Origin of the sequence: Pseudomonas sp. UME65 (assembly GCF_014170225.1) — a bacterium.
Lineage (GTDB): Bacteria > Pseudomonadota > Gammaproteobacteria > Pseudomonadales > Pseudomonadaceae > Aquipseudomonas > Aquipseudomonas protegens.
This window is the reverse complement of the sequence record NZ_LZZQ01000013.1, coordinates 317,250-334,787: the sequence shown is the minus strand read 5'-3', so window position 1 is coordinate 334,787 and position 17,538 is coordinate 317,250. Positions and strand designations below refer to the sequence as shown.

Sequence of the window (17,538 nt, the reverse complement as noted above, 5' to 3'; positions counted from 1 at the left end):
CGCCGTGATGAATAGCAAGGCTGATGGGCAGTTTCGCGAGATTCGTATCGATCGCTTTGACCTTGAAGGGGCCAGGAACTGGATGGCGGGAATCTGTGGGCCTCACCGCCTGGAAACCGCCAACCCCGAACGCATTCGTTTCCACCACAGTGCCAACGTGCTCAGGTCCCGTTCCACGACCCTGGGCATCATCGAATACGGCACCGATGTGGTGGTGGATATCCAGGACACCGAGCGCTTCAGCAGCTACAGCCTGAGCCTGCCGTTGTGCGGCGAGCAGGAACTGAGCAAGGACGGGCGCCTCTTGCGCTCGGACCGCGGCCAGGGGGTGATCATCGCCCCCAACGAAAGCCAGGTGCTGGCCATCTCCGGAGACTGTCGCAAGCTGCAGGTGGTGATTTCCCGGCCGGCCATGAGCGAGGCCCTGGAAGGCTTGTTGCAGCGCCCGGTGCTGGAGCCGCTGCGTTTCGAGCCCGGCATGGATGCGCTGCACGGTGCCGCCGCGGCATGGTGGCGCATGGCGCAGCATTTCATCGGCGAACTGGCACAGGGCAACGAGCTCTATGAACAGCTGGCCTTCACCCGGGAAATCGAAAGCTCATTGATCAAGGGCCTGATCCTGGCCCAGCCCAACAACTATTCCAGCGAGTTGCGGGCGATGCTCGGGGTCAAGCTGCCCCACTATCTGGTACGGGCCCGCCAGCACTTGCATGAACATGCCCGCGAGACCGTGCACCTGGAAGACCTGGAGGCCGCCGCCGGCGTCTCGCGCTTCAAGCTGTTCGAGGCCTTTCGCAAGTACTTCGCCCTGTCGCCCATGGCCTACCTCAAGCGCCACCGGCTCAATGGCGTGCGCCAGGAAATACTCGAGCACGGCTCGGCGCGCAACATCTCGGAGATTGCCCTGGGCTGGGGCTTCACCCACCTGGGGCGGTTCTCCGCCGAGTACCGCAAGCTGTTCGACGAAACCCCGAGCGTCACTGCCCAGCGTCACCCCGCGCGGCGCCCGGCCGGGTTCTAGGACGGCTTACTTGCGCTGCACCAGGTCCAGCAGGCTGTTCTGTTCCTTGATCTTCTGCAGGACGATTTCCGAGCGGATGTCGGTCACGCCCGAGGCGCGGTTCAGATGGTTGACGATGAAATCCGAGAAGTGCTTGAGGTTGCGCGCCTGGATGCGCAGCACGTAGTTGCTGGCGCCGGTGATCACGTAGGCGGCCACCACTTCCGGCCACTGCTGGACCTTGCCGATAAAGGTCTCGTGCCAGCCTTCCACGTCCTGGCGCAGGGATACGTGGACGATCGCCTCCAGCTCGATGCCCAGGCGCTCGGCATTGAGCTGGGCGCGATAGCCGCTGATGATCCCCTCCGTTTCCAGCAGGCGCAGGCGGCGCAGGCAGGCCGAGGGCGAGAGGGCGACTTTCTCCGCCAGTTCCTGATTGCTGATACGCCCGTCCTGTTGCAGGAAGTAGAGGATGCGCAGGTCCGTGGAGTCGAGGGTCATGGTTGGCATAAATCCGCGTTTTTTATTGGAGGATTAGAATTTTATTCGAGATTAGTACGACAGCGCGCTGCACTTTGCACGAAAATTCTCCCGGCCTTCGTCCATTATTTCTCAAGTTTTCGGGTTTCCAGGACCCCGTGCCCGGCCCCTTCCGGTGGGCATGACATTGACCAAGACAGGACTGCCAATGATCGATAAAAACCACTGCCTGCGTCTCGATGAACAGGACCCCCTGGCGCCGCTGCGCCAACAGTTCAGCCTGCCCGAAGGGGTGATCTACCTCGATGGCAACTCCCTTGGTGCCCGCCCCGTGGCGGCTGCCGAGCGGGCCCGGCAGGTGATCGAGCAAGAGTGGGGCGAGGGCCTGATCCGCAGCTGGAACACGGCCGGCTGGCGTGACCTGTCCCAGCGCCTGGGGGATCGGCTGGCGCCGCTGATCGGTGCGGGTGCTGGTGAGGTGGTCATCACCGATACCACTTCCATCAACCTGTTCAAGGTCCTCAGCGCCGCCCTGCAGGTCCAGGCCGGACGTGCGCCCCAGCGGCGGGTGATCGTCTCCGAAAGCAGCAACTTTCCTACCGACCTGTACATAGTCGAAGGCCTGACGCAGCTGCTGCAGCAGGGGTACTCCCTGCGCCTGGTGGACAGCCCGGAACAACTGCCGGCGGCCATCGACCAGGACACCGCGGTGGTGCTGCTGACCCACGTCAACTACAAGACCGGCTACATGCACGACATGCAGGCGACCACCGGGTTGATCCACGAGGCGGGCGCCCTGAGCATCTGGGACCTGGCCCACTCGGCCGGCGCGGTGCCGGTGGACCTGGGCCGCAGCGGCGCCGACTACGCCATCGGCTGCACCTACAAGTACCTCAATGGCGGCCCCGGCTCCCAGGCCTTCGCCTGGGTCGCTCCGGCGCTCTGCGACCTGGTTACCCAGCCGCTGTCCGGCTGGTTCGGCCATGCCCGGCAGTTCGACATGGCCACCCGCTACGAGCCTTCCAGCGGCATTGCCCGCTACCTGTGCGGCACCCAGCCGATTACCTCTCTGGCCATGGTCGAATGCGGCCTGGAGGTCTTCGAACGGACCGACATGCAGAGCCTGCGGCGCAAGTCCCTGGCGCTGACCGACCTGTTCATCGAACTGGTGGAGCAGCGCTGCGCCGGTCACGAGCTGAAGCTGGTGACCCCGCGTGAGCATGCCAAGCGTGGCAGCCATGTGAGCTTCGAGCACCCCGAAGGCTACGCGGTGATCCAGGCCCTGATCGCCCGGGGCGTGATCGGCGATTACCGCGAGCCGCGGATCATGCGTTTCGGCTTCACTCCGCTGTACACCCGCTTCAGCGAGGTATGGGACGCGGTGCAGATCCTCGGTGAAATCCTCGACCAGAAAACCTGGGCCCAGGCGCAATTCCAGGTGCGCCACAGCGTGACCTGAGGCGTGTTTCACCCCCTGGTTGCCGCCCTGTGCGGCGACCAGGCCAGCGGCACAAGGACGGGCCGTCACAACGATTTATACGTGCACACAACAATAAAGAGGCACTCAAAGTGACCACCTCCAACAAGGGTTTCGAAGCGATATCCAATCGCGAGCACGGCCTCAGGCGACAGTTGACCGCCGGCCAGATGAGCATGATCGCCATCGGCGGGGCCATTGGCACCGGGCTCTTCATGGGCAGCGCCTACGCCATCGGTTATGCCGGCCCCAGCGTGCTGCTGAGCTACGCCATCGGCGCGTTGATCACCCTGATCCTGATGGGCTGCCTGGCGGAAATGACCGTGGCCCATTCCACCTCCGGCTCCTTCGGTGCCTACGCCGAGTTCTACGTCAGCCCGCTGGCCGGCTTCCTGGTGCGCTATGCCTACTGGGCGGCCATCGTGCTGGCGGTGGGGGCCGAAGTCACGGCCATCGCCATGTACATGAAGTACTGGTTCGCCAACGTTCCGGAGTGGGTGTGGATCATCTCCTTCTCCAGCGTGCTGATCGTGCTCAACGGCATCAGCGTGAAGACCTTCGGCAACTTCGAATACTGGTTTTCCACCATCAAGATCGCCGCCATCGTCGGCTTCATCATCCTGGCGGTGTACGTGGTGTTCGGCTCTGGCAACCCCGACTACGGGCTGCACAACTACAGTGCTCACGGCGGCTTCTTTCCCAACGGTTTCGAAGGCATGTGGATTGCCGTGATCGTGTCGATCTTCAGCTACCTGAGCGTGGAGATGATCGCGGTGGCGGCGGGGGAGGCCAAGGACCCGCAACGCGCGGTGAAACAGGCCTTTCGCGCCACCATCGTGCGCCTGGTGGTGTTCTATCTGCTGACCCTGGCGCTGATGCTGGCCATCGTGCCCTGGGCCCAGGCCGGCAAGGCCCAGAGCCCGTTCGTCACGGTGATGCAGACCATCGGTATTCCCGGGGCCACCGGGGTGATGAATTTCGTGATCCTGATCGCCGCGCTATCGGCGATGAACAGCCAGCTCTACATCACCACGCGGATGATGTTCAGCCTGTCCCGCGCCGGCTATGCGCCCAAGTCCATGGGGGCCCTGAGCAAGAACGGGATTCCGCTCAATGCCCTGCTGCTGTCCAGCTCCGGCATCGCCCTGGCGACCCTGGTCAACGTGCTGTACCCCGAGAGTTCGTTCACCCTGATGATGGCGATCTCGATGTTCGGCGCGATCTTCACCTGGTTCATGATCTTCCTCACCCACTACTGCTTCCGCCGCTATCACCTGCGCCACGGCGAGCAGCAGTTGTCGTTCCGCATGCGCCTGTTTCCCTATAGCACCCTGCTGGGGCTGGTGCTGATGGGGGCGGTGATGATCACCACCTTCTTCACCGAGGCGTTCAAGATGACCCTGGTGTTCGGGGTGCCGTTCCTGCTGTTGCTGACCCTGGTCTATTACCTGTGCTTTCGTAAGCCGCGGGTGGTCGCCGGCTTGTCGGAGGTCTGAAGCAAGGCCGCCCGGGCGGTCCTAGCGGCTGCCCAGGGGGCATTCCTCTCGCGCCTGTTGCAGGCTGGTCTCGAACAGCTCGAGCCGGCCCTGCAACTGCTGCAAATCCTCGATCTGCTGTTGCAGCTCGCGCTTTTTCTGCGCCAGGGCCGCCTGGGCCCGGTCCCAGGGGAAGGCCTGCCCCTGGTGGGTGGCGAATACCTGCTGCAGTTCCTTGAGCTTGAAGCCCAACTGCTGGGCGCACTTGATGAATATCAGTTGCTCGACGCTCTGCGCGTCATACAGGCGGTAGCGGCCCTGGCGCGCCGGCTCGGGCAAGAGGCCGATGGCTTCGTAATGACGGATGCTCTTGACCGTGGTTCCGGACAGTTGCGCGGCTTGGCCGATGTACATGAAGGCTCCTTTTCCAGTACCGGGTCGTCGGGCGGTAGACGGCGTTGCGCATTATCCGGCGCTTTCACTGCCTGGCAAGGTGCTCCACTTGCAGCAGCCAGTCGGCCCGGCGTTCCTGGCTGGCGTCCAGCACCGGGCCGAAGGTCAGGGTGCGCAAGGGCTTGATGCCGCAGAAGGCCAGGGTGGTGCGGCGCATCTGCTGCAAGCCGGGCATGCGGTAGAACCAGCGGAAGTACCAGGGCGGTGTATCCATGGTCACCAGCAGGTGGGCGCTGCGGCCCTTTAGCAGCTGCTCCGGAAAGGCTTTGCCGGGGCGGTACTTGAAGGCGAAGCCCGGCAGCAGCACGCGATCGAGAAAGCCCTTCATCAGCGCCGGAATGCCGCCCCACCAGATGGGGAAGACCCAGGTCAGGTGCTCGGCCCAGAGGATGTCGGCCTGGGCCTGCTGCAGGTCTTCTTCCAGGGGCTGGATCTGGCGATAACCTTCGCGCAGCACCGGGTCGAAATGCAGGTCGCCGAGCTTGAGCTGGCGCACTTCATGGCCGGCTTCCTGCGCCGCCTTCACGTAGCGCTCGCTCAATGCCGCGCACAGGCTGTGGCGCGAAGGGTGGCCGAGAATCACCAGGATGCGTTTGCTCATTGCCGTGGTCCTTGAGGAATAAACCCCAAGGCTAAAGTCTGCCCCTAAGGGGAGAGTCAAGGCTCTAGCAGCGCACGGCACAAGCCCTGGGCATACAGGGGCAGGGCGTCGAAGTCGCGGGCGCACAGCAGCAAGCGGCGGCGTGCCCAGGCCTCGTTCAAGGGGCGGCTTTGCAGAGCCAGGTGCAGGTTGCGTTGCAGGGCCGCCAGGGGCACCAGGGCCAGTCCGGCGCCGCGGGACACCATGCGCAGCACGGCGTCGAAGCCTTCGGCGCGGATGCGCAACTGCATGCGCCGGCCCAGGTGCAGGGCCTGTTCCTCCAGGTACACCGCCAGGGCGCTGTGGCTGGCCAGGCCGACATAGTCGTGGGCCAGGCTGTCGTTGAAGCTGGGGGCCGCCAGGGCACCCAAGGGGTGGTCCGGGGGCATCACCAGCACCAGTGGGTCGTCGCGAAAGGCCCGGGTCATCAGGCCCTGAGTGTCCACCGCATCGGAGACGATCCCCAGGTCCGCCGCGCCCTGGCGCAGGGCGTGGGTGATGCGCTGGCTGGGCAGCTCCTGCAGCTCGATATCGACATGGGGCTGGCTGTGCAGGAAGTCTGCCAGCAGCTCTGGCAGGTACTCGCTGAGTGCGGTGGTGTTGCACAACAGGCGCACCTGGCCCTTGACCCCCCTGGCGTATTCGCCAAGGTCCTGCTGCAGGTGCTCGGCGTACAGCAGCAGCGTTCGCGCGTGCTGGGCCAGGGCCTTGCCGGCGGCTGTCGGGCGGATGCCACGACGCCCGCGTTCGAGAAACTCGATGCCCAGCGAGGCCTCCATGGTGCGGATTCGAGCGCTGGCGGCGGCCAGCGACAAGTGGCTGCGAGCGGCACCGGCGGTGATGTTGCCGGCCTCCAGAATGTTCAGGTACAGGCGCAGGTCGATCAGGTCGAAGTGCATGGGGCATCTCTCGGGGAGCGTCATTTTTGTAGGAGCCGGCTTGCCGGCGAAGAGGCCGCTGGGTTTTGCGCAAATCTCGAAATCGCTTTCGCTGGCAAGCCAGCTCCTGGGGCGGTACGGGCCATAGGTTTTTGTATGTGCCTATTGCCGGGCAAGAGGCTGGCTCAGTATATGGCAGATTTTCAGCAGGGCGGGCAGGGCGCAGGATAGGCCCATGAACAGCTCGCTCGCGTTTTATCAGAATCTCGGAATGGCCCTTTCCCTGTTGGTGATCGGCACTTTTGTGCTGGCCGGCATGGTCAAGGGGGTGATCGGTCTTGGCCTGCCCACCGTTGCCATGGGCCTCTTGGGGTTGGCTATGGCGCCGGCGCAGGCTGCGGCCCTGCTGATTATCCCGGCGACCCTGACCAATCTCTGGCAACTGGCCTTTGGCGGGCATCTGCCGGCCTTGCTCAAGCGCCTGTGGCCGATGCTGCTGGCGATCTTTGCCGGCACCGCCGCCGGCTCCCTGTGGCTGGGAATCGACGCCGGGCATTGGGTGGTGCGGGGCTTGGGGGCGGCGCTACTGCTATATGCCCTGAGCGGCTTGCTGTTGCCGACCCTGCGAGTGTCGGCGGCCCAGGAGCGCTGGCTGGGGCCGCTGTGCGGGCTGGTCACCGGGGTCATCACCTCGGCCACCGGGGTGTTCGTGATTCCGGCGGTGCCCTACCTGCAAGCCCTGGGGCTGAACAAGGATCAGCTGGTGCAGGCCCTGGGCCTGTCGTTCACCGTCTCGACCCTGGCCCTGGCCGGCGGCCTGCTGTGGCGCGGCGCCCTGGGCGGCGCCGAGCTGGGGGCCTCGCTGCTGACCCTGGCCCCGGCGCTGCTGGGCATGTGGCTGGGGCAGTGGTTGCGCCAGCGCATCAGCGCCCAGTTGTTCAAGCGGGTGTTCTTTGTCGGCATGGGCCTCTTGGGCGGGCACTTGCTGATCAGCGGCTAGACCTTTTGCTCAGCGGCCAGCCGCGGCCGGGCTGAGCATGTCGATGGCGCGGATCTCGAAGTCGCGCTCCAGGTAGTCCATGCGCGTGTCGAGGAACTGCTGCATGTGCGGCAGGCTGGAGTGGCTATCCAGCGCCTCCTGGGAAGCCCAGACCTCGTAGAAAATGAACAGGCTCGGGTCCTGTCGGTCCCGCAGCATGTGGTATTCGATGCAGCCGGCTTCAGCGCGGCTGGCGGCTACATGGCCGAGAAAGAACGCCTCGAAGGCATCAGCCCGTTCCGGGCGGGTCTTGGCGTGAAGGATGAAGGCCTGGGGTGTGGGCATAAGGAGCACTCTTGCTGATGGGGAGGTCGGCAAAAATTCTAAGGCAACAATCAACCGTTGATTCGTGCGTTTGAGTCAAATGTATTTTGAACAACCCGGGCTTATTCTCCGGCCCTGGCCTGATTAACCTGCCGCCATCGTTTTCAATCTTTACAGCCCGCCGCCATCGATGCGCAACGGGTTGTTCCCGATGAGGCTGGATCATGAAAAAAGTACTGCTGCTCAATGGCGCCAAGCAATTCGCCCACTCCGATGGCCGCTATAACGCGACCCTGCACGACACCGCCCTGGCGGTGCTCGACCGGGGTGGTGTGGAGGTCAAGGTCACCCATATCGACGAGGGTTATGACATCCAGGAAGAAGTGGCGAAGTTTCTCTGGGCCGACGTGGTCGTCTACCAGATGCCCGGCTGGTGGATGGGCGCACCGTGGATCGTCAAGAAATACATCGACGAAGTCTTCACCGAAGGCCACGGCAGCCTCTACGCCAGCGACGGCCGGACCCGCTCCGATGCCTCGCAGAAGTACGGCAGCGGCGGCCTGATCCAGGGCAAGCAGTACATGCTTTCGCTGACCTGGAACGCCCCGCAGCAAGCCTTCGACGATCCCACCGACTTCTTCGAGGCCAAGGGCGTGGACGCGGTCTACTTCCCGTTCCACAAGGCCAACCAGTTCCTGGGCATGAGCGCCCTGCCGACTTTCCTCTGCGTGGACGTGATGAAACGCCCGAACATCGAAGGCGATGTGCAGCGTTACGAGGAACACCTCAAGGCAGTGTTCAATCTGCCGGGCTGAATCCGGCTACTATTGAGTGCCTTGAAATTCAGGGGCGATGTTGCCCCGCTGCCGCCAGAGGACTCATGTGAAAGCCCGATCCGACGAGTTGCAAGTCTTCGTCTGTGTCATCGAGTGCGGCTCGATTTCCGCCGCCGCCGAGCAGTTGGCCCAGACCCCTTCGGCGGTCAGCCGCAACTTGTCGCGGCTGGAGGCCAAGCTCGACACCACGCTGATCAACCGCACCACGCGACGCATGGACCTGACCGAGGAAGGGCGCTACTTCTTCGAACAGGCCAAGCTGATCCTCGATCAGATGGACGAGCTCGAAGAGCGCCTGTCCTCGCGCCAGCGCAATCCGTCCGGGCGCTTGCGGATCAACGCCGCATCGCCCTTCATGCTGCACGCCATCGTTCCCTATGTGGCCGAGTTCCGCAGCCTGTACCCGGATATCCAGCTGGAGCTCAACAGCAACGACCTGATCATCGACCTGCTGGAGCAGAGCACCGATATCGCCATCCGCATCGGCGTGCTGGCGGACTCGACCCTGCATGCCCGCTCCCTGGGCTGCAGCCCGCTGCACATCCTCGCCAGCCCTGACTACCTGGCCCGCCACGGTACGCCGCAGAGCGTGGCCGAACTGGCCGGGCACACCCTGCTGGGCTTCACCCAGACCGAGACCCTCAATCACTGGCCGCTGCGCCATGTGCATGGCGATCGCTGGCAGATCCAGCCGGGCATCAGCGCCTCCAGTGGCGAGACCCTGCGCCACCTGGCGCTGGAAGGGCAGGGCATTGCCTGCCTGTCGCACTTCATGACCATCGACGACATCCGCGCCGGGCGCCTGCAACCGGTGCTGGCCTCGTTCAACAGCGGCTATCGCCAGCCAATCAACGCCGTGTACTACCGCAACTCGCAACTGGCCCTGCGCATCCAGTGCTTCCTGGATTTCATCCAGGGCAAGCTGGCCGATTACGCCAACCCCGAGTTCCAGGGCTGAAAGCTCCTCCATTCCCCGCCTATCCCCCGTAGGAGCCGGCTTGCCGGCGAAGAGGTCCCCGGGTTTTGCGCAACTCTTGAAGTTGCATTCGCTGGCAAGCCAGCTCCTACCTAGTTGAATGCCCCGGTTCTGTCTGGCAACCGATCCCTTGTAGGAGCCGGCTTGCCGGCGAAGGGGCCCCCGGGTTTTGCGCAACTCTTGAAGTTGCATTCGCTGGCAAGCCAGCTCCTACGGTTATCCATGGCTGAGGCTTGGGACGTTCGTGCCACGATTGGCGATTGCTCAACCCCCCGTCTCGGGCCTAAGGTTCTTGCCGTTCAATAACAAGAAAAGGAAGGACCTATGCGCATTCTGTTGTTCAAGACCCTGGCCCTGACGGCCGCTATCGCCGCCAGCAGCTCGGCCTTCGCCGTGACCCTGGAAGGCGGCGCGGTGGCCGCGCCCAACCAGTACGGCGCCGATGTCGCGGCGCAAATCCTCAAGAAGGGCGGCAACGCGGTGGATGCCGCGGTGGCCACGGCCTTCGCCCTGGCCGTGACCTACCCCGAGGCCGGCAACATCGGTGGCGGCGGGTTCATGACGATGTACATCGACGGCAAACCCTACTTCCTCGACTACCGGGAAACCGCGCCCAAGGCCGCGACCCGGAACATGTACCTGAATGAAAAGGGCGAGGTGATCGAGAACCTGAGCCTGGTGGGCGCCCGCGCCGCCGGGGTGCCGGGCACGGTGATGGGCCTGTGGGAGGCGCACCAGAAGTTCGGCAAGTTGCCGTGGAGCGAGTTGATCACTCCGGCCGTGGGCTACGCGAAAAACGGCTTCAAGGTGGCGGACAAGCAGTACCAGTACCGCGAGGATGCGTTGAAGCTGTTCAACGGCACCACCAACTTCGGCGACTACTTCGGCAGCATGAAACCGGGCGAGACCTTCCGCCAGCCGGAGCTGGCCGCGACCCTGGAGCGCATCGCCGACCAGGGCGCCAAGGAGTTCTACAGCGGCAAGACCGCCGACTTGCTGGTGGCGCAGATGCAGGCCGACAAGGGCCTGATCACCAAGCAGGACCTGCAGGACTACAAGGTCCAGTGGCGCCAGCCGCTGCAGGTCACCTTCCGTGGCAACACCCTGTACACCGCACCGCCACCCAGCTCTGGCGGGGTGGCCCTGGCGCAGCTGATCAGCATCAAGGAAGAGCGCGCGGCGGACTTCAAGGGTGTGGAGCTAAACTCGGCCAAGTACATTCACCTGCTGGCGGAAATCGAAAAGCGGGTGTTCGCCGACCGCGCCGACTACCTGGGCGACCCGGCGTTTTCCGATGTTCCGGTCAAGCAACTGACCGACCCGGCGTATCTGAAAAAACGCGCCGCCGAGGTCAACCCCAACGCCATCTCGGCCACCGAAAAAGTGCGCCCCGGGCTTGAGCCGCACCAGACCACCCACTTCTCCATTGTCGATGCCCAGGGCAACGCGGTGAGCAACACCTACACCCTGAACTGGGACTATGGCAGCGGCGTGGTGGTCAAGGGCGCGGGCTTTTTGCTCAACGACGAAATGGACGACTTCAGCGCCAAGCCGGGCGTGGCCAATGCCTTCGGCGTAGTGGGCGGCGACGCCAACGCCATCGCCCCGGGCAAGCGCATGCTGTCCTCCATGAGCCCGAGCCTGGTGACCCGCGATGGCAAGGTCACCCTGGTGCTGGGCACCCCCGGTGGTTCGCGGATCTTCACCTCGATCTTCCAGGTGCTGAACAACCTCTATGACTACAACCTGCCCCTGGAAAAGGCCGTGGCCGCGCAGCGCGTGCATCACCAACTGCTGCCCAAGGACACGATCTACTACGACGCCTATGCGCCGCTCACCGGCAAGGTCGCCGATGAGCTGAAAACCATGGGCTACACCCTGGAAGACCAGGGTTGGGAGATGGGCGATATCCAGGCCATCCGGGTCAATGGCACCGCGCTTGAAACCGCTTCCGACCCACGCGGCCGCGGTGTCGGCAAGGTCGTCAAATAACCGCTGACCCCCTGTAGGAGCTGGCCGGGCGGCGTTCCGCTTGCCGGCGAAAGGGCACGCAAGCCTGGCGCCAGGTCGAGCGGCCTCTTCGCTGGCAAGCCAGCTCCTACCTTCGTTGTGCAGGCGCCGACGGCCGGCTGGTCGGAGGCGGCTCAATTCCGTAACATTCCCCGCCTTCTTTCCGCACTTCCCAGGGCCGCGCCTGCCGGTCCGTCTATCAGGTCAATCATGAAAGCAAAACGTCTGCGTGCCGATGTCCTGGCCGGACTCACCACCTCCTTTGCCTTGCTGCCCGAATGCATCGCCTTCGCCCTGGTGGCCCACCTCAACCCGTTGATGGGTCTGTATGGCGCCTTCTTCATCTGCACCCTGACGGCGCTGTTCGGCGGGCGGCCGGGCATGGTCTCCGGCGCGGCCGGCTCCATGGCGGTGGTGATCGTCGCCCTGGTAGTGCAGCACGGTGTGCAGTACCTGTTGGCCACGGTGCTGCTGGGCGGGCTGGTGATGGTCGCCTTCGGCCTGCTGCGCCTGGGCAAGCTGGTGCGCATGGTGCCGCACCCGGTGATGCTGGGCTTCGTCAACGGCTTGGCGATCGTCATCGCCCTGGCCCAGCTGGAACATTTCAAGAGCGGCGAACACTGGCTCAGCGGCCAGCCGCTGTACCTGATGGCCGGGCTGGTGGCATTGACCATGGCCATCGTCTATCTGCTGCCGCGCCTGACCCGGGCGGTGCCACCGGCCCTGGTGGCGATCCTCGGGGTCGGCGCGTTGGTGTACCTGATGGGCCTGCCGACCCGCACCCTGGGGGACATGGCCCACATCGCCGGCGGCCTGCCGAGCCTGGCGCTGCCCCAGGTGCCGTGGAACCTTGAAACCCTGGGCATCATCGCACCCTATGCGTTCCTGATGGCCATGGTCGGCCTGCTGGAAACCCTGCTGACCCTCAACCTCACCGACGAAATCACCGAAAGCCGCGGCTACCCGGACCGTGAATGCGTGGCCCTGGGCGCGGCCAATGTGGTCTCGGGAATGTTCGGCGGCATGGGTGGCTGCGCGATGATCGGCCAGACCGTGATCAACCTCAGTTCCGGTGGCCGCGGGCGTTTGTCGGGCGTGGTGGCGGGCGCTCTGATCCTGCTGTTCGTGCTGTTTCTCTCACCGCTGATCGAGCGCATCCCCCTGGCGGCGCTGGTGGGGGTGATGTTCGTGGTGTCGCAGCAGACCTTCGCCTGGGCGTCCCTGCGGGTGATCAACAAGGTGCCGCTCAACGATGTGCTGGTGATCCTCGCGGTGACCGTGATCACCGTGTTCACCGACCTGGCCATGGCGGTGTTCTGCGGCATCGTCATTGCCGCCCTCAACTTCGCCTGGCAGCAGGCCCGCGAGCTGTACGCCGACAGCCACCTGGAAGCCGACGGCAGCAAGCACTACCAACTGCATGGCACCCTGTTCTTCGCCTCCACCACGCCGTTTCTCAACCAGTTCGATCCGGCGGGCGATCCTCGGCACGTGACTGTCGACTGTCGCCACCTGAGTTTTGTCGACTACTCGGCCATCGCCGCGCTGAAAACCCTGCGCGAGCGTTATGCCAAGGCCGGCAAGCAGTTGCGGGTGCTGCACCTGTCCGAGCGCTGCAAGAAGCTGCTCAAGCGTGCCCGAGAGCATCACGACTGAGATCGGCCACCGCGGCAGTGGATGAAAATACCCACTGCCGATTTTCATAAGCCGGCCTTTCACTTAGCTGTTCGCGACAAAGCCTGCCTCTTTACGAAAATAAGTTTCACTCGGTTTGAAGTTCACCTTTCTAAGTGATTAATGAATTTCACAACCATTCGAAAGTGACGCTGTTTTCAAGGAGGACGCCATGGCTCCCGCTACGGGTTCTTGGCTGCTGGGCTACGCCGCAGTCGCCATCATTGCGCTGATCGTGTTGATCGCCCGCTACCGACTCAACCCCTTTATCGTCATCACCCTGGTGTCGGTGGGCCTGGCGCTGATGGCCGGCATGCCGCCTTCCGGAGTGGTGAGCGCCTACGAGGCCGGGGTTGGCAAGACCCTGGGGCATATCGCCCTGGTGGTGGCACTGGGCACCATGCTCGGCAAGCTGATGGCCGAATCCGGTGGTGCCGAGCAGGTGGCGCGCACCCTGATCGACCGCTTCGGCGAACGCAACGCCCACTGGGCCATGGTCTGCATCGCCTTCCTGGTGGGGTTGCCGCTGTTCTTCGAAGTGGGTTTCGTACTGCTGGTGCCAATTGCCTTCACCGTGGCGCGGCGGGTCGGGGTGTCGCTGCTGATGGTGGGCTTGCCGATGGTCGCCGGGCTCTCGGTGGTGCACGCCCTGGTGCCGCCGCACCCGGGAGCGATGCTGGCGGTGCAGGCCTATCAGGCGTCGGTGGGGCAGACCCTGGTGTATGCGCTGCTGATCGGTGTGCCCACGGCGATCATCGCCGGGCCGCTGTACGCGCGGTTCATCGTGCCGCACATCCACCTGCCGGCGCAGAACCCCCTGGAACGCCAGTTCATCGCCCGCGAGCCGCGCCTGCGCCTGCCGAGTTTCCGCCTGACCTTGGCCACCATCCTGCTGCCGGTGGTGCTGATGCTTCTCGGCGGCTGGGCCAACCTGCTGGCCGAGCCCGGCACCGGCCTCAACCAGTTCCTGCTGTTTATCGGCAACTCGGTGATCGCCCTGCTGGTGGCCACCCTGGTGAGTTTCTGGACCCTGGGGCTGGCCCAGGGCATGAACCGCGAATCGATCCTCAAGTTCACCAACGAATGCCTGGCGCCCACCGCCAGCATCACCCTGCTGGTGGGGGCCGGCGGCGGCCTCAACCGCATTCTCATCGACTCCGGGGTGACCGAGCAGATCGTCGGCCTGGCCCATGAGTTCCAGCTCTCGCCGTTGTGGATGGGCTGGCTGTTCGCGGTGCTGATGCGGGTCGCCACCGGTTCGGCCACCGTGGCCCTGACCACCGCTTCCGGGGTGGTGGCGCCGGTGGCCGTCGGCCTGGGCTACCCGCACCCGGAACTGCTGGTGATCGCCACCGGCGCCGGCTCGGTGATTCTTTCCCACGTCAACGACGGCGGCTTCTGGCTGGTGAAGGAATACTTCAATATGACCGTCATCCAGACCTTCAAGACCTGGACCGTGCTGGAGACCCTGATCTCGGTGATCGCCTTCGGCCTGACCCTGGTCCTCGCGGAGTTTTTGTAGATGGACATCCTTTACCAGATCCGCTCGCGCCTGGGTTTTCTCAGCGCCGGGGAAGGGCGGATCGCCCGGCTGATGCTCGACGATGTGGGCTTTGCCGCCTCTGCCAGCCTCGACGAACTGGCCCGCCGCGCTGAAGTCAGTGCCGCCACCCTGTCGCGCTTTGCCCGCAGCGTCGGCTGCCGCGACTTGCGCCAGTTGCGCCTGCAACTGGCCCAGGCCAGTGGGGTGGGCAGCCGCTTCCTGGACCCTGCCGGCACCCCGGAACAGTCCGGGTTCTACCGGCAGATCGTTGGCGATATCGAAGCTGCGCTGCACCAGCATCTGGCAGGTTTCGAGGAGGCCCAATTCGCCGATGCGGTGCGCCTGCTGGGGCGCGCGCGGATGATCCACGCCTTCGGCATGGGCGGCTGCTCGACCCTGTGCAGCAGCGAGTTGCAAGTGCGCCTGGTACGCCTGGGCTACCCCATTGCCGCCTGCCACGACCCGGTGATGATGCGTGTCACCGCCGCCGCCCTGGGGCCGCAGCACGCGGTGATCGCCTGTTCGCTGACCGGTATCACCCCCGAGCTGCTGGAGGCGGTGGCCCTGGCCCGTACCTACGGCGCCGGGATCCTGGCCATTACCTTGCCCGACTCGCCCCTGGCGCAATTGGCGGATGTGCTGCTGCCGCTGCACAGCGCCGAGACCTCGCTCATCTACAAACCCACCGCGGCCCGCTACGGCATGCTGTTGGCCATTGATGTGCTGGCCACCGAGCTGGCCCTGGCCCTGCCCGATGACAACCAGGAACGCCTGCGACGGATCAAGCTGGCCCTGGACCATTACCGTGGCGGCGACGATTGCCTGCCCCTGGGAGACTGACATGCGCTACCACACGCTGATCCGCAACGCCCTGATCATCGACGGCAGCGACCGTCCCGGTTACCCCGCCGACCTGGCCATCCTCGACGGGCGCATCGCGCGCATCGGCGATCTGTCCGCGGCCAGCGCCGAGCAAGAGATCGACGCCGCCGGGCGGGTGCTGGCCCCGGGTTTCATCGATGTGCACACCCATGACGACACGGTGGTGATCCGCCAGCCGCAGATGCTGCCCAAGCTCAGCCAGGGGGTGACCACGGTGATCGTCGGCAACTGCGGGATCAGCGCCGCGCCGGTGACCCTCAAGGGCGACCCGCCGGACCCGATGAACCTGCTGGGCGAGCGCTCGATGTTCGTCTACCCGCGTTTTCGTGACTACCGCGCGGCGGTGGATGCCGCGCGCCCGGCGATCAACGTGGCGGCGCTGGTGGGGCACACCGCGCTGCGCAGCAACCATCTGCCGGACCTGTTTCGCACGGCCACAGCCGATGAAATCAGCGCCATGCGCGGGCAACTGCGCGAAAGCCTGGAGGACGGCGCCCTCGGCCTGTCCAGCGGGCTGGCCTACGCCAGCGCGTTTTGCGCCGAGACCGATGAAGTGCTGCAACTGGCCCAGGAATTGACGGCGTTCGGCGCGGTGTACACCACCCATTTGCGCAGCGAGTTCGAGCCGGTGCTGGAGGCCATGGCCGAAGCTTTTCTGATTGGTCGCGCGGCCCGGGCACCGGTGATCGTCTCGCACCTCAAGTGCGCCGGCGCCGGCAACTGGGGGCGCAGCCCGCAACTGCTGGCGGCCCTGGAAAACGCCGCCCGGGAACACCCGGTGGGCTGGGACTGCTATCCCTACGCCGCCAGTTCCTCGACCCTGGACTTCAAGCAGGTCACCGATGCCTACCGCATCACCATCACCTGGTCCACACCGCACCCCGAGCAGGGCGGTCGCGACTTGAGCGAGATCGCCGCCGACTGGGGCGTCAGCCTGCTGGCCGCCGCCGAGCGCCTGCAACCGGCGGGGGCGGTGTACTACGGCATGGATGAAAACGATGTGCGGCGCATCCTCGCCCATCCGCTGTCGATGATCGGCTCCGATGGCCTGCCGGAAGATCCTTTCCCCCATCCAAGGTTGTGGGGCGCCTTCCCCCGGGTACTGGGGCACTTCAGCCGCGACCTGGGCCTGTTCCCGCTGCACACTGCGGTGCACAAGATGACCGGGCTGTCCGCGGCGCGCTTCGGCCTGCACCAGCGTGGCGAGATCCGCGAAGGGCACTGGGCCGACCTGGTGCTGTTCGACCCGGCGCGGGTGCGCGACGTGGCGGATTTCAAGGAGCCGCAGCGCGCCGCGCAAGGCATCGATGGGGTCTGGGTCAATGGCGTGTGCAGTTTTGCCCAGGGCCGGGCCAACGGTGAACGCCAGGGGCGCTTCCTGCCCCGGGAAGGTGACCTGCGCCCGGGATTTGCATCCGCTGGCTGATTTGTTGACCTCCATCACAATGATGGCGCTTTGCTATTAAAGAATCCCCGAGCGGCGCCGAACTGCTGATAATCGCCGTCTGTATAGTCGGCTCATTTCAGTCAGGGAGTCGCGCAATGAGCTTTGGCAAAACCACCCCCATCCTGCGGATCTTCGATGAAGCCAAGGCCCGGGAGTTTTACCTCGATTTCCTGGGTTTCTCCCTGGATTGGGAACACCGCTTCGAAGCCGATTTTCCGCTGTACATGCAGGTCTCGCGGGGCGAGTGCGTGCTGCACCTTACCGAGCACCATGGCGACTGCTCGCCGGGTGCGGCCCTGCGGATCGAGACCGATGAACTGGAAACCTTCCAGCAGCAGTTGCTGGCCAAGCACTACCGCTTCTCCCATCCGCAGATCCAGGCCATGCCCTGGGGCAGCCAGGACATGACCATCAGCGACCCGTTCGGCAATCGCCTGGTGTTCACCAACGCCATCAGCGTGTAA

17 protein-coding genes are annotated in these 17,538 nt (G+C 64.7%); 12 read left to right on the top strand and 5 right to left on the bottom strand.

The genetic code is table 11. The features are described 5' to 3' along the window. Positions 1-7: 7 nt before the first annotated feature. Positions 8-1,021, top strand: coding sequence for a helix-turn-helix domain-containing protein (locus tag A9971_RS16335; protein WP_011059124.1), 1,014 nt, complete (start codon positions 8-10; stop codon positions 1,019-1,021). A 6-nt stretch (positions 1,022-1,027) separates the two neighbouring features. Here the strand turns inward: A9971_RS16335 and A9971_RS16330 are convergent, their stop codons facing one another. After that, complete coding sequence (locus A9971_RS16330) at positions 1,028-1,501, bottom strand: Lrp/AsnC family transcriptional regulator (protein WP_011059125.1); 474 nt, start codon at positions 1,499-1,501, stop codon at positions 1,028-1,030. A 187-nt stretch (positions 1,502-1,688) separates the two neighbouring features. Between A9971_RS16330 and kynU the strand changes: the two genes are divergently transcribed. Beyond that, positions 1,689-2,939, top strand: a complete 1,251-nt coding sequence (kynU, locus tag A9971_RS16325; protein ID WP_011059126.1) for a kynureninase — start codon at positions 1,689-1,691, stop codon at positions 2,937-2,939. A gap of 110 nt (positions 2,940-3,049) precedes the next feature. Further along, the gene (locus A9971_RS16320; protein ID WP_183001307.1) at positions 3,050-4,453 is read left to right on the top strand and encodes an amino acid permease; all 1,404 of its coding nucleotides are present in this window, start codon (positions 3,050-3,052) and stop codon (positions 4,451-4,453) included. Between the two features lie 21 nt (positions 4,454-4,474). Here the strand turns inward: A9971_RS16320 and A9971_RS16315 are convergent, their stop codons facing one another. The 3 genes from A9971_RS16315 to A9971_RS16305 form a co-directional block, all read right to left on the bottom strand. Continuing rightward, positions 4,475-4,846 (bottom strand): MerR family transcriptional regulator, encoded by a 372-nt coding sequence (locus tag A9971_RS16315; protein WP_053148950.1) that lies wholly within the window; start codon positions 4,844-4,846, stop codon positions 4,475-4,477. 64 nt (positions 4,847-4,910) lie between these two features. After that, positions 4,911-5,486 carry an NAD(P)H-dependent oxidoreductase gene (locus tag A9971_RS16310; protein WP_053156272.1) on the bottom strand — a complete coding sequence of 192 codons (576 nt, stop codon included), beginning with the start codon at positions 5,484-5,486 and terminating at the stop codon, positions 4,911-4,913. 56 nt (positions 5,487-5,542) lie between these two features. After that, positions 5,543-6,424 carry a LysR substrate-binding domain-containing protein gene (locus A9971_RS16305; protein WP_183001308.1) on the bottom strand — a complete coding sequence of 294 codons (882 nt, stop codon included), beginning with the start codon at positions 6,422-6,424 and terminating at the stop codon, positions 5,543-5,545. Positions 6,425-6,638: 214 nt separating this feature from the next. On the opposite strand from A9971_RS16305, the gene A9971_RS16300 reads away from it, so the two are divergent. After that, on the top strand, positions 6,639-7,403 hold the full coding sequence (locus A9971_RS16300) for a sulfite exporter TauE/SafE family protein (RefSeq protein ID WP_065364667.1): 765 nt from the start codon (positions 6,639-6,641) through the stop codon (positions 7,401-7,403). 9 nt (positions 7,404-7,412) lie between these two features. On the opposite strand, the gene A9971_RS16295 is transcribed toward A9971_RS16300, so the two are convergent. After that, on the bottom strand, positions 7,413-7,727 hold the full coding sequence (locus tag A9971_RS16295; protein ID WP_015634064.1) for a putative quinol monooxygenase: 315 nt from the start codon (positions 7,725-7,727) through the stop codon (positions 7,413-7,415). Positions 7,728-7,930: 203 nt separating this feature from the next. On the opposite strand from A9971_RS16295, the gene A9971_RS16290 reads away from it, so the two are divergent. The 8 genes from A9971_RS16290 to A9971_RS16255 all read left to right on the top strand — a co-directional run bounded on the left by A9971_RS16290 (position 7,931) and on the right by A9971_RS16255 (position 17,538). Beyond that, positions 7,931-8,521 carry an NAD(P)H-dependent oxidoreductase gene (locus tag A9971_RS16290; RefSeq protein WP_011059133.1) on the top strand — a complete coding sequence of 197 codons (591 nt, stop codon included), beginning with the start codon at positions 7,931-7,933 and terminating at the stop codon, positions 8,519-8,521. Between the two features lie 67 nt (positions 8,522-8,588). Beyond that, positions 8,589-9,500 (top strand): LysR family transcriptional regulator, encoded by a 912-nt coding sequence (locus tag A9971_RS16285; RefSeq protein ID WP_183001309.1) that lies wholly within the window; start codon positions 8,589-8,591, stop codon positions 9,498-9,500. Between the two features lie 342 nt (positions 9,501-9,842). Continuing rightward, positions 9,843-11,510, top strand: a complete 1,668-nt coding sequence (gene ggt, locus A9971_RS16280; protein WP_183001310.1) for a gamma-glutamyltransferase — start codon at positions 9,843-9,845, stop codon at positions 11,508-11,510. A gap of 228 nt (positions 11,511-11,738) precedes the next feature. Then, positions 11,739-13,184: a SulP family inorganic anion transporter gene (locus A9971_RS16275; protein ID WP_053156275.1), complete on the top strand. Its 1,446-nt coding sequence runs from the start codon at positions 11,739-11,741 to the stop codon at positions 13,182-13,184. A gap of 190 nt (positions 13,185-13,374) precedes the next feature. Then, positions 13,375-14,724 carry a gluconate:H+ symporter gene (locus tag A9971_RS16270; protein WP_011059137.1) on the top strand — a complete coding sequence of 450 codons (1,350 nt, stop codon included), beginning with the start codon at positions 13,375-13,377 and terminating at the stop codon, positions 14,722-14,724. Then, positions 14,725-15,585 (top strand): MurR/RpiR family transcriptional regulator, encoded by an 861-nt coding sequence (locus A9971_RS16265; RefSeq protein WP_161467388.1) that lies wholly within the window; start codon positions 14,725-14,727, stop codon positions 15,583-15,585. It begins immediately after the preceding gene. 1 nt (position 15,586) lies between these two features. Continuing rightward, entirely contained in the window at positions 15,587-17,053 is a 1,467-nt protein-coding gene (locus tag A9971_RS16260; protein ID WP_183001311.1) for an amidohydrolase family protein, read from the top strand. 116 nt (positions 17,054-17,169) lie between these two features. Continuing rightward, a complete protein-coding gene (locus tag A9971_RS16255; RefSeq protein WP_019095177.1) occupies positions 17,170-17,538 on the top strand; it encodes a glyoxalase superfamily protein in 369 nt (122 codons plus the stop codon).

What these genes read in the sequence shown, in the direction of transcription:
- A9971_RS16255 (WP_019095177.1), top strand. Translation starts at nt 17,170, where the DNA reads ATGAGCTTTGGCAAAACCACCCCCATCCTGCGGATCTTCGATGAAGCC.
- A9971_RS16335 (WP_011059124.1), top strand. Translation starts at nt 8, where the DNA reads ATGAATAGCAAGGCTGATGGGCAGTTTCGCGAGATTCGTATCGATCGC.
- kynU (WP_011059126.1), top strand. Translation starts at nt 1,689, where the DNA reads ATGATCGATAAAAACCACTGCCTGCGTCTCGATGAACAGGACCCCCTG.
- A9971_RS16290 (WP_011059133.1), top strand. Translation starts at nt 7,931, where the DNA reads ATGAAAAAAGTACTGCTGCTCAATGGCGCCAAGCAATTCGCCCACTCC.
- A9971_RS16275 (WP_053156275.1), top strand. Translation starts at nt 11,739, where the DNA reads ATGAAAGCAAAACGTCTGCGTGCCGATGTCCTGGCCGGACTCACCACC.
- A9971_RS16265 (WP_161467388.1), top strand. Translation starts at nt 14,725, where the DNA reads ATGGACATCCTTTACCAGATCCGCTCGCGCCTGGGTTTTCTCAGCGCC.
- A9971_RS16270 (WP_011059137.1), top strand. Translation starts at nt 13,375, where the DNA reads ATGGCTCCCGCTACGGGTTCTTGGCTGCTGGGCTACGCCGCAGTCGCC.
- A9971_RS16295 (WP_015634064.1), bottom strand. Translation starts at nt 7,727, where the DNA reads ATGCCCACACCCCAGGCCTTCATCCTTCACGCCAAGACCCGCCCGGAA.
- A9971_RS16330 (WP_011059125.1), bottom strand. Translation starts at nt 1,501, where the DNA reads ATGACCCTCGACTCCACGGACCTGCGCATCCTCTACTTCCTGCAACAG.
- A9971_RS16300 (WP_065364667.1), top strand. Translation starts at nt 6,639, where the DNA reads ATGAACAGCTCGCTCGCGTTTTATCAGAATCTCGGAATGGCCCTTTCC.
- A9971_RS16305 (WP_183001308.1), bottom strand. Translation starts at nt 6,424, where the DNA reads ATGCACTTCGACCTGATCGACCTGCGCCTGTACCTGAACATTCTGGAG.
- ggt (WP_183001310.1), top strand. Translation starts at nt 9,843, where the DNA reads ATGCGCATTCTGTTGTTCAAGACCCTGGCCCTGACGGCCGCTATCGCC.
- A9971_RS16315 (WP_053148950.1), bottom strand. Translation starts at nt 4,846, where the DNA reads ATGTACATCGGCCAAGCCGCGCAACTGTCCGGAACCACGGTCAAGAGC.
- A9971_RS16310 (WP_053156272.1), bottom strand. Translation starts at nt 5,486, where the DNA reads ATGAGCAAACGCATCCTGGTGATTCTCGGCCACCCTTCGCGCCACAGC.
- A9971_RS16260 (WP_183001311.1), top strand. Translation starts at nt 15,587, where the DNA reads ATGCGCTACCACACGCTGATCCGCAACGCCCTGATCATCGACGGCAGC.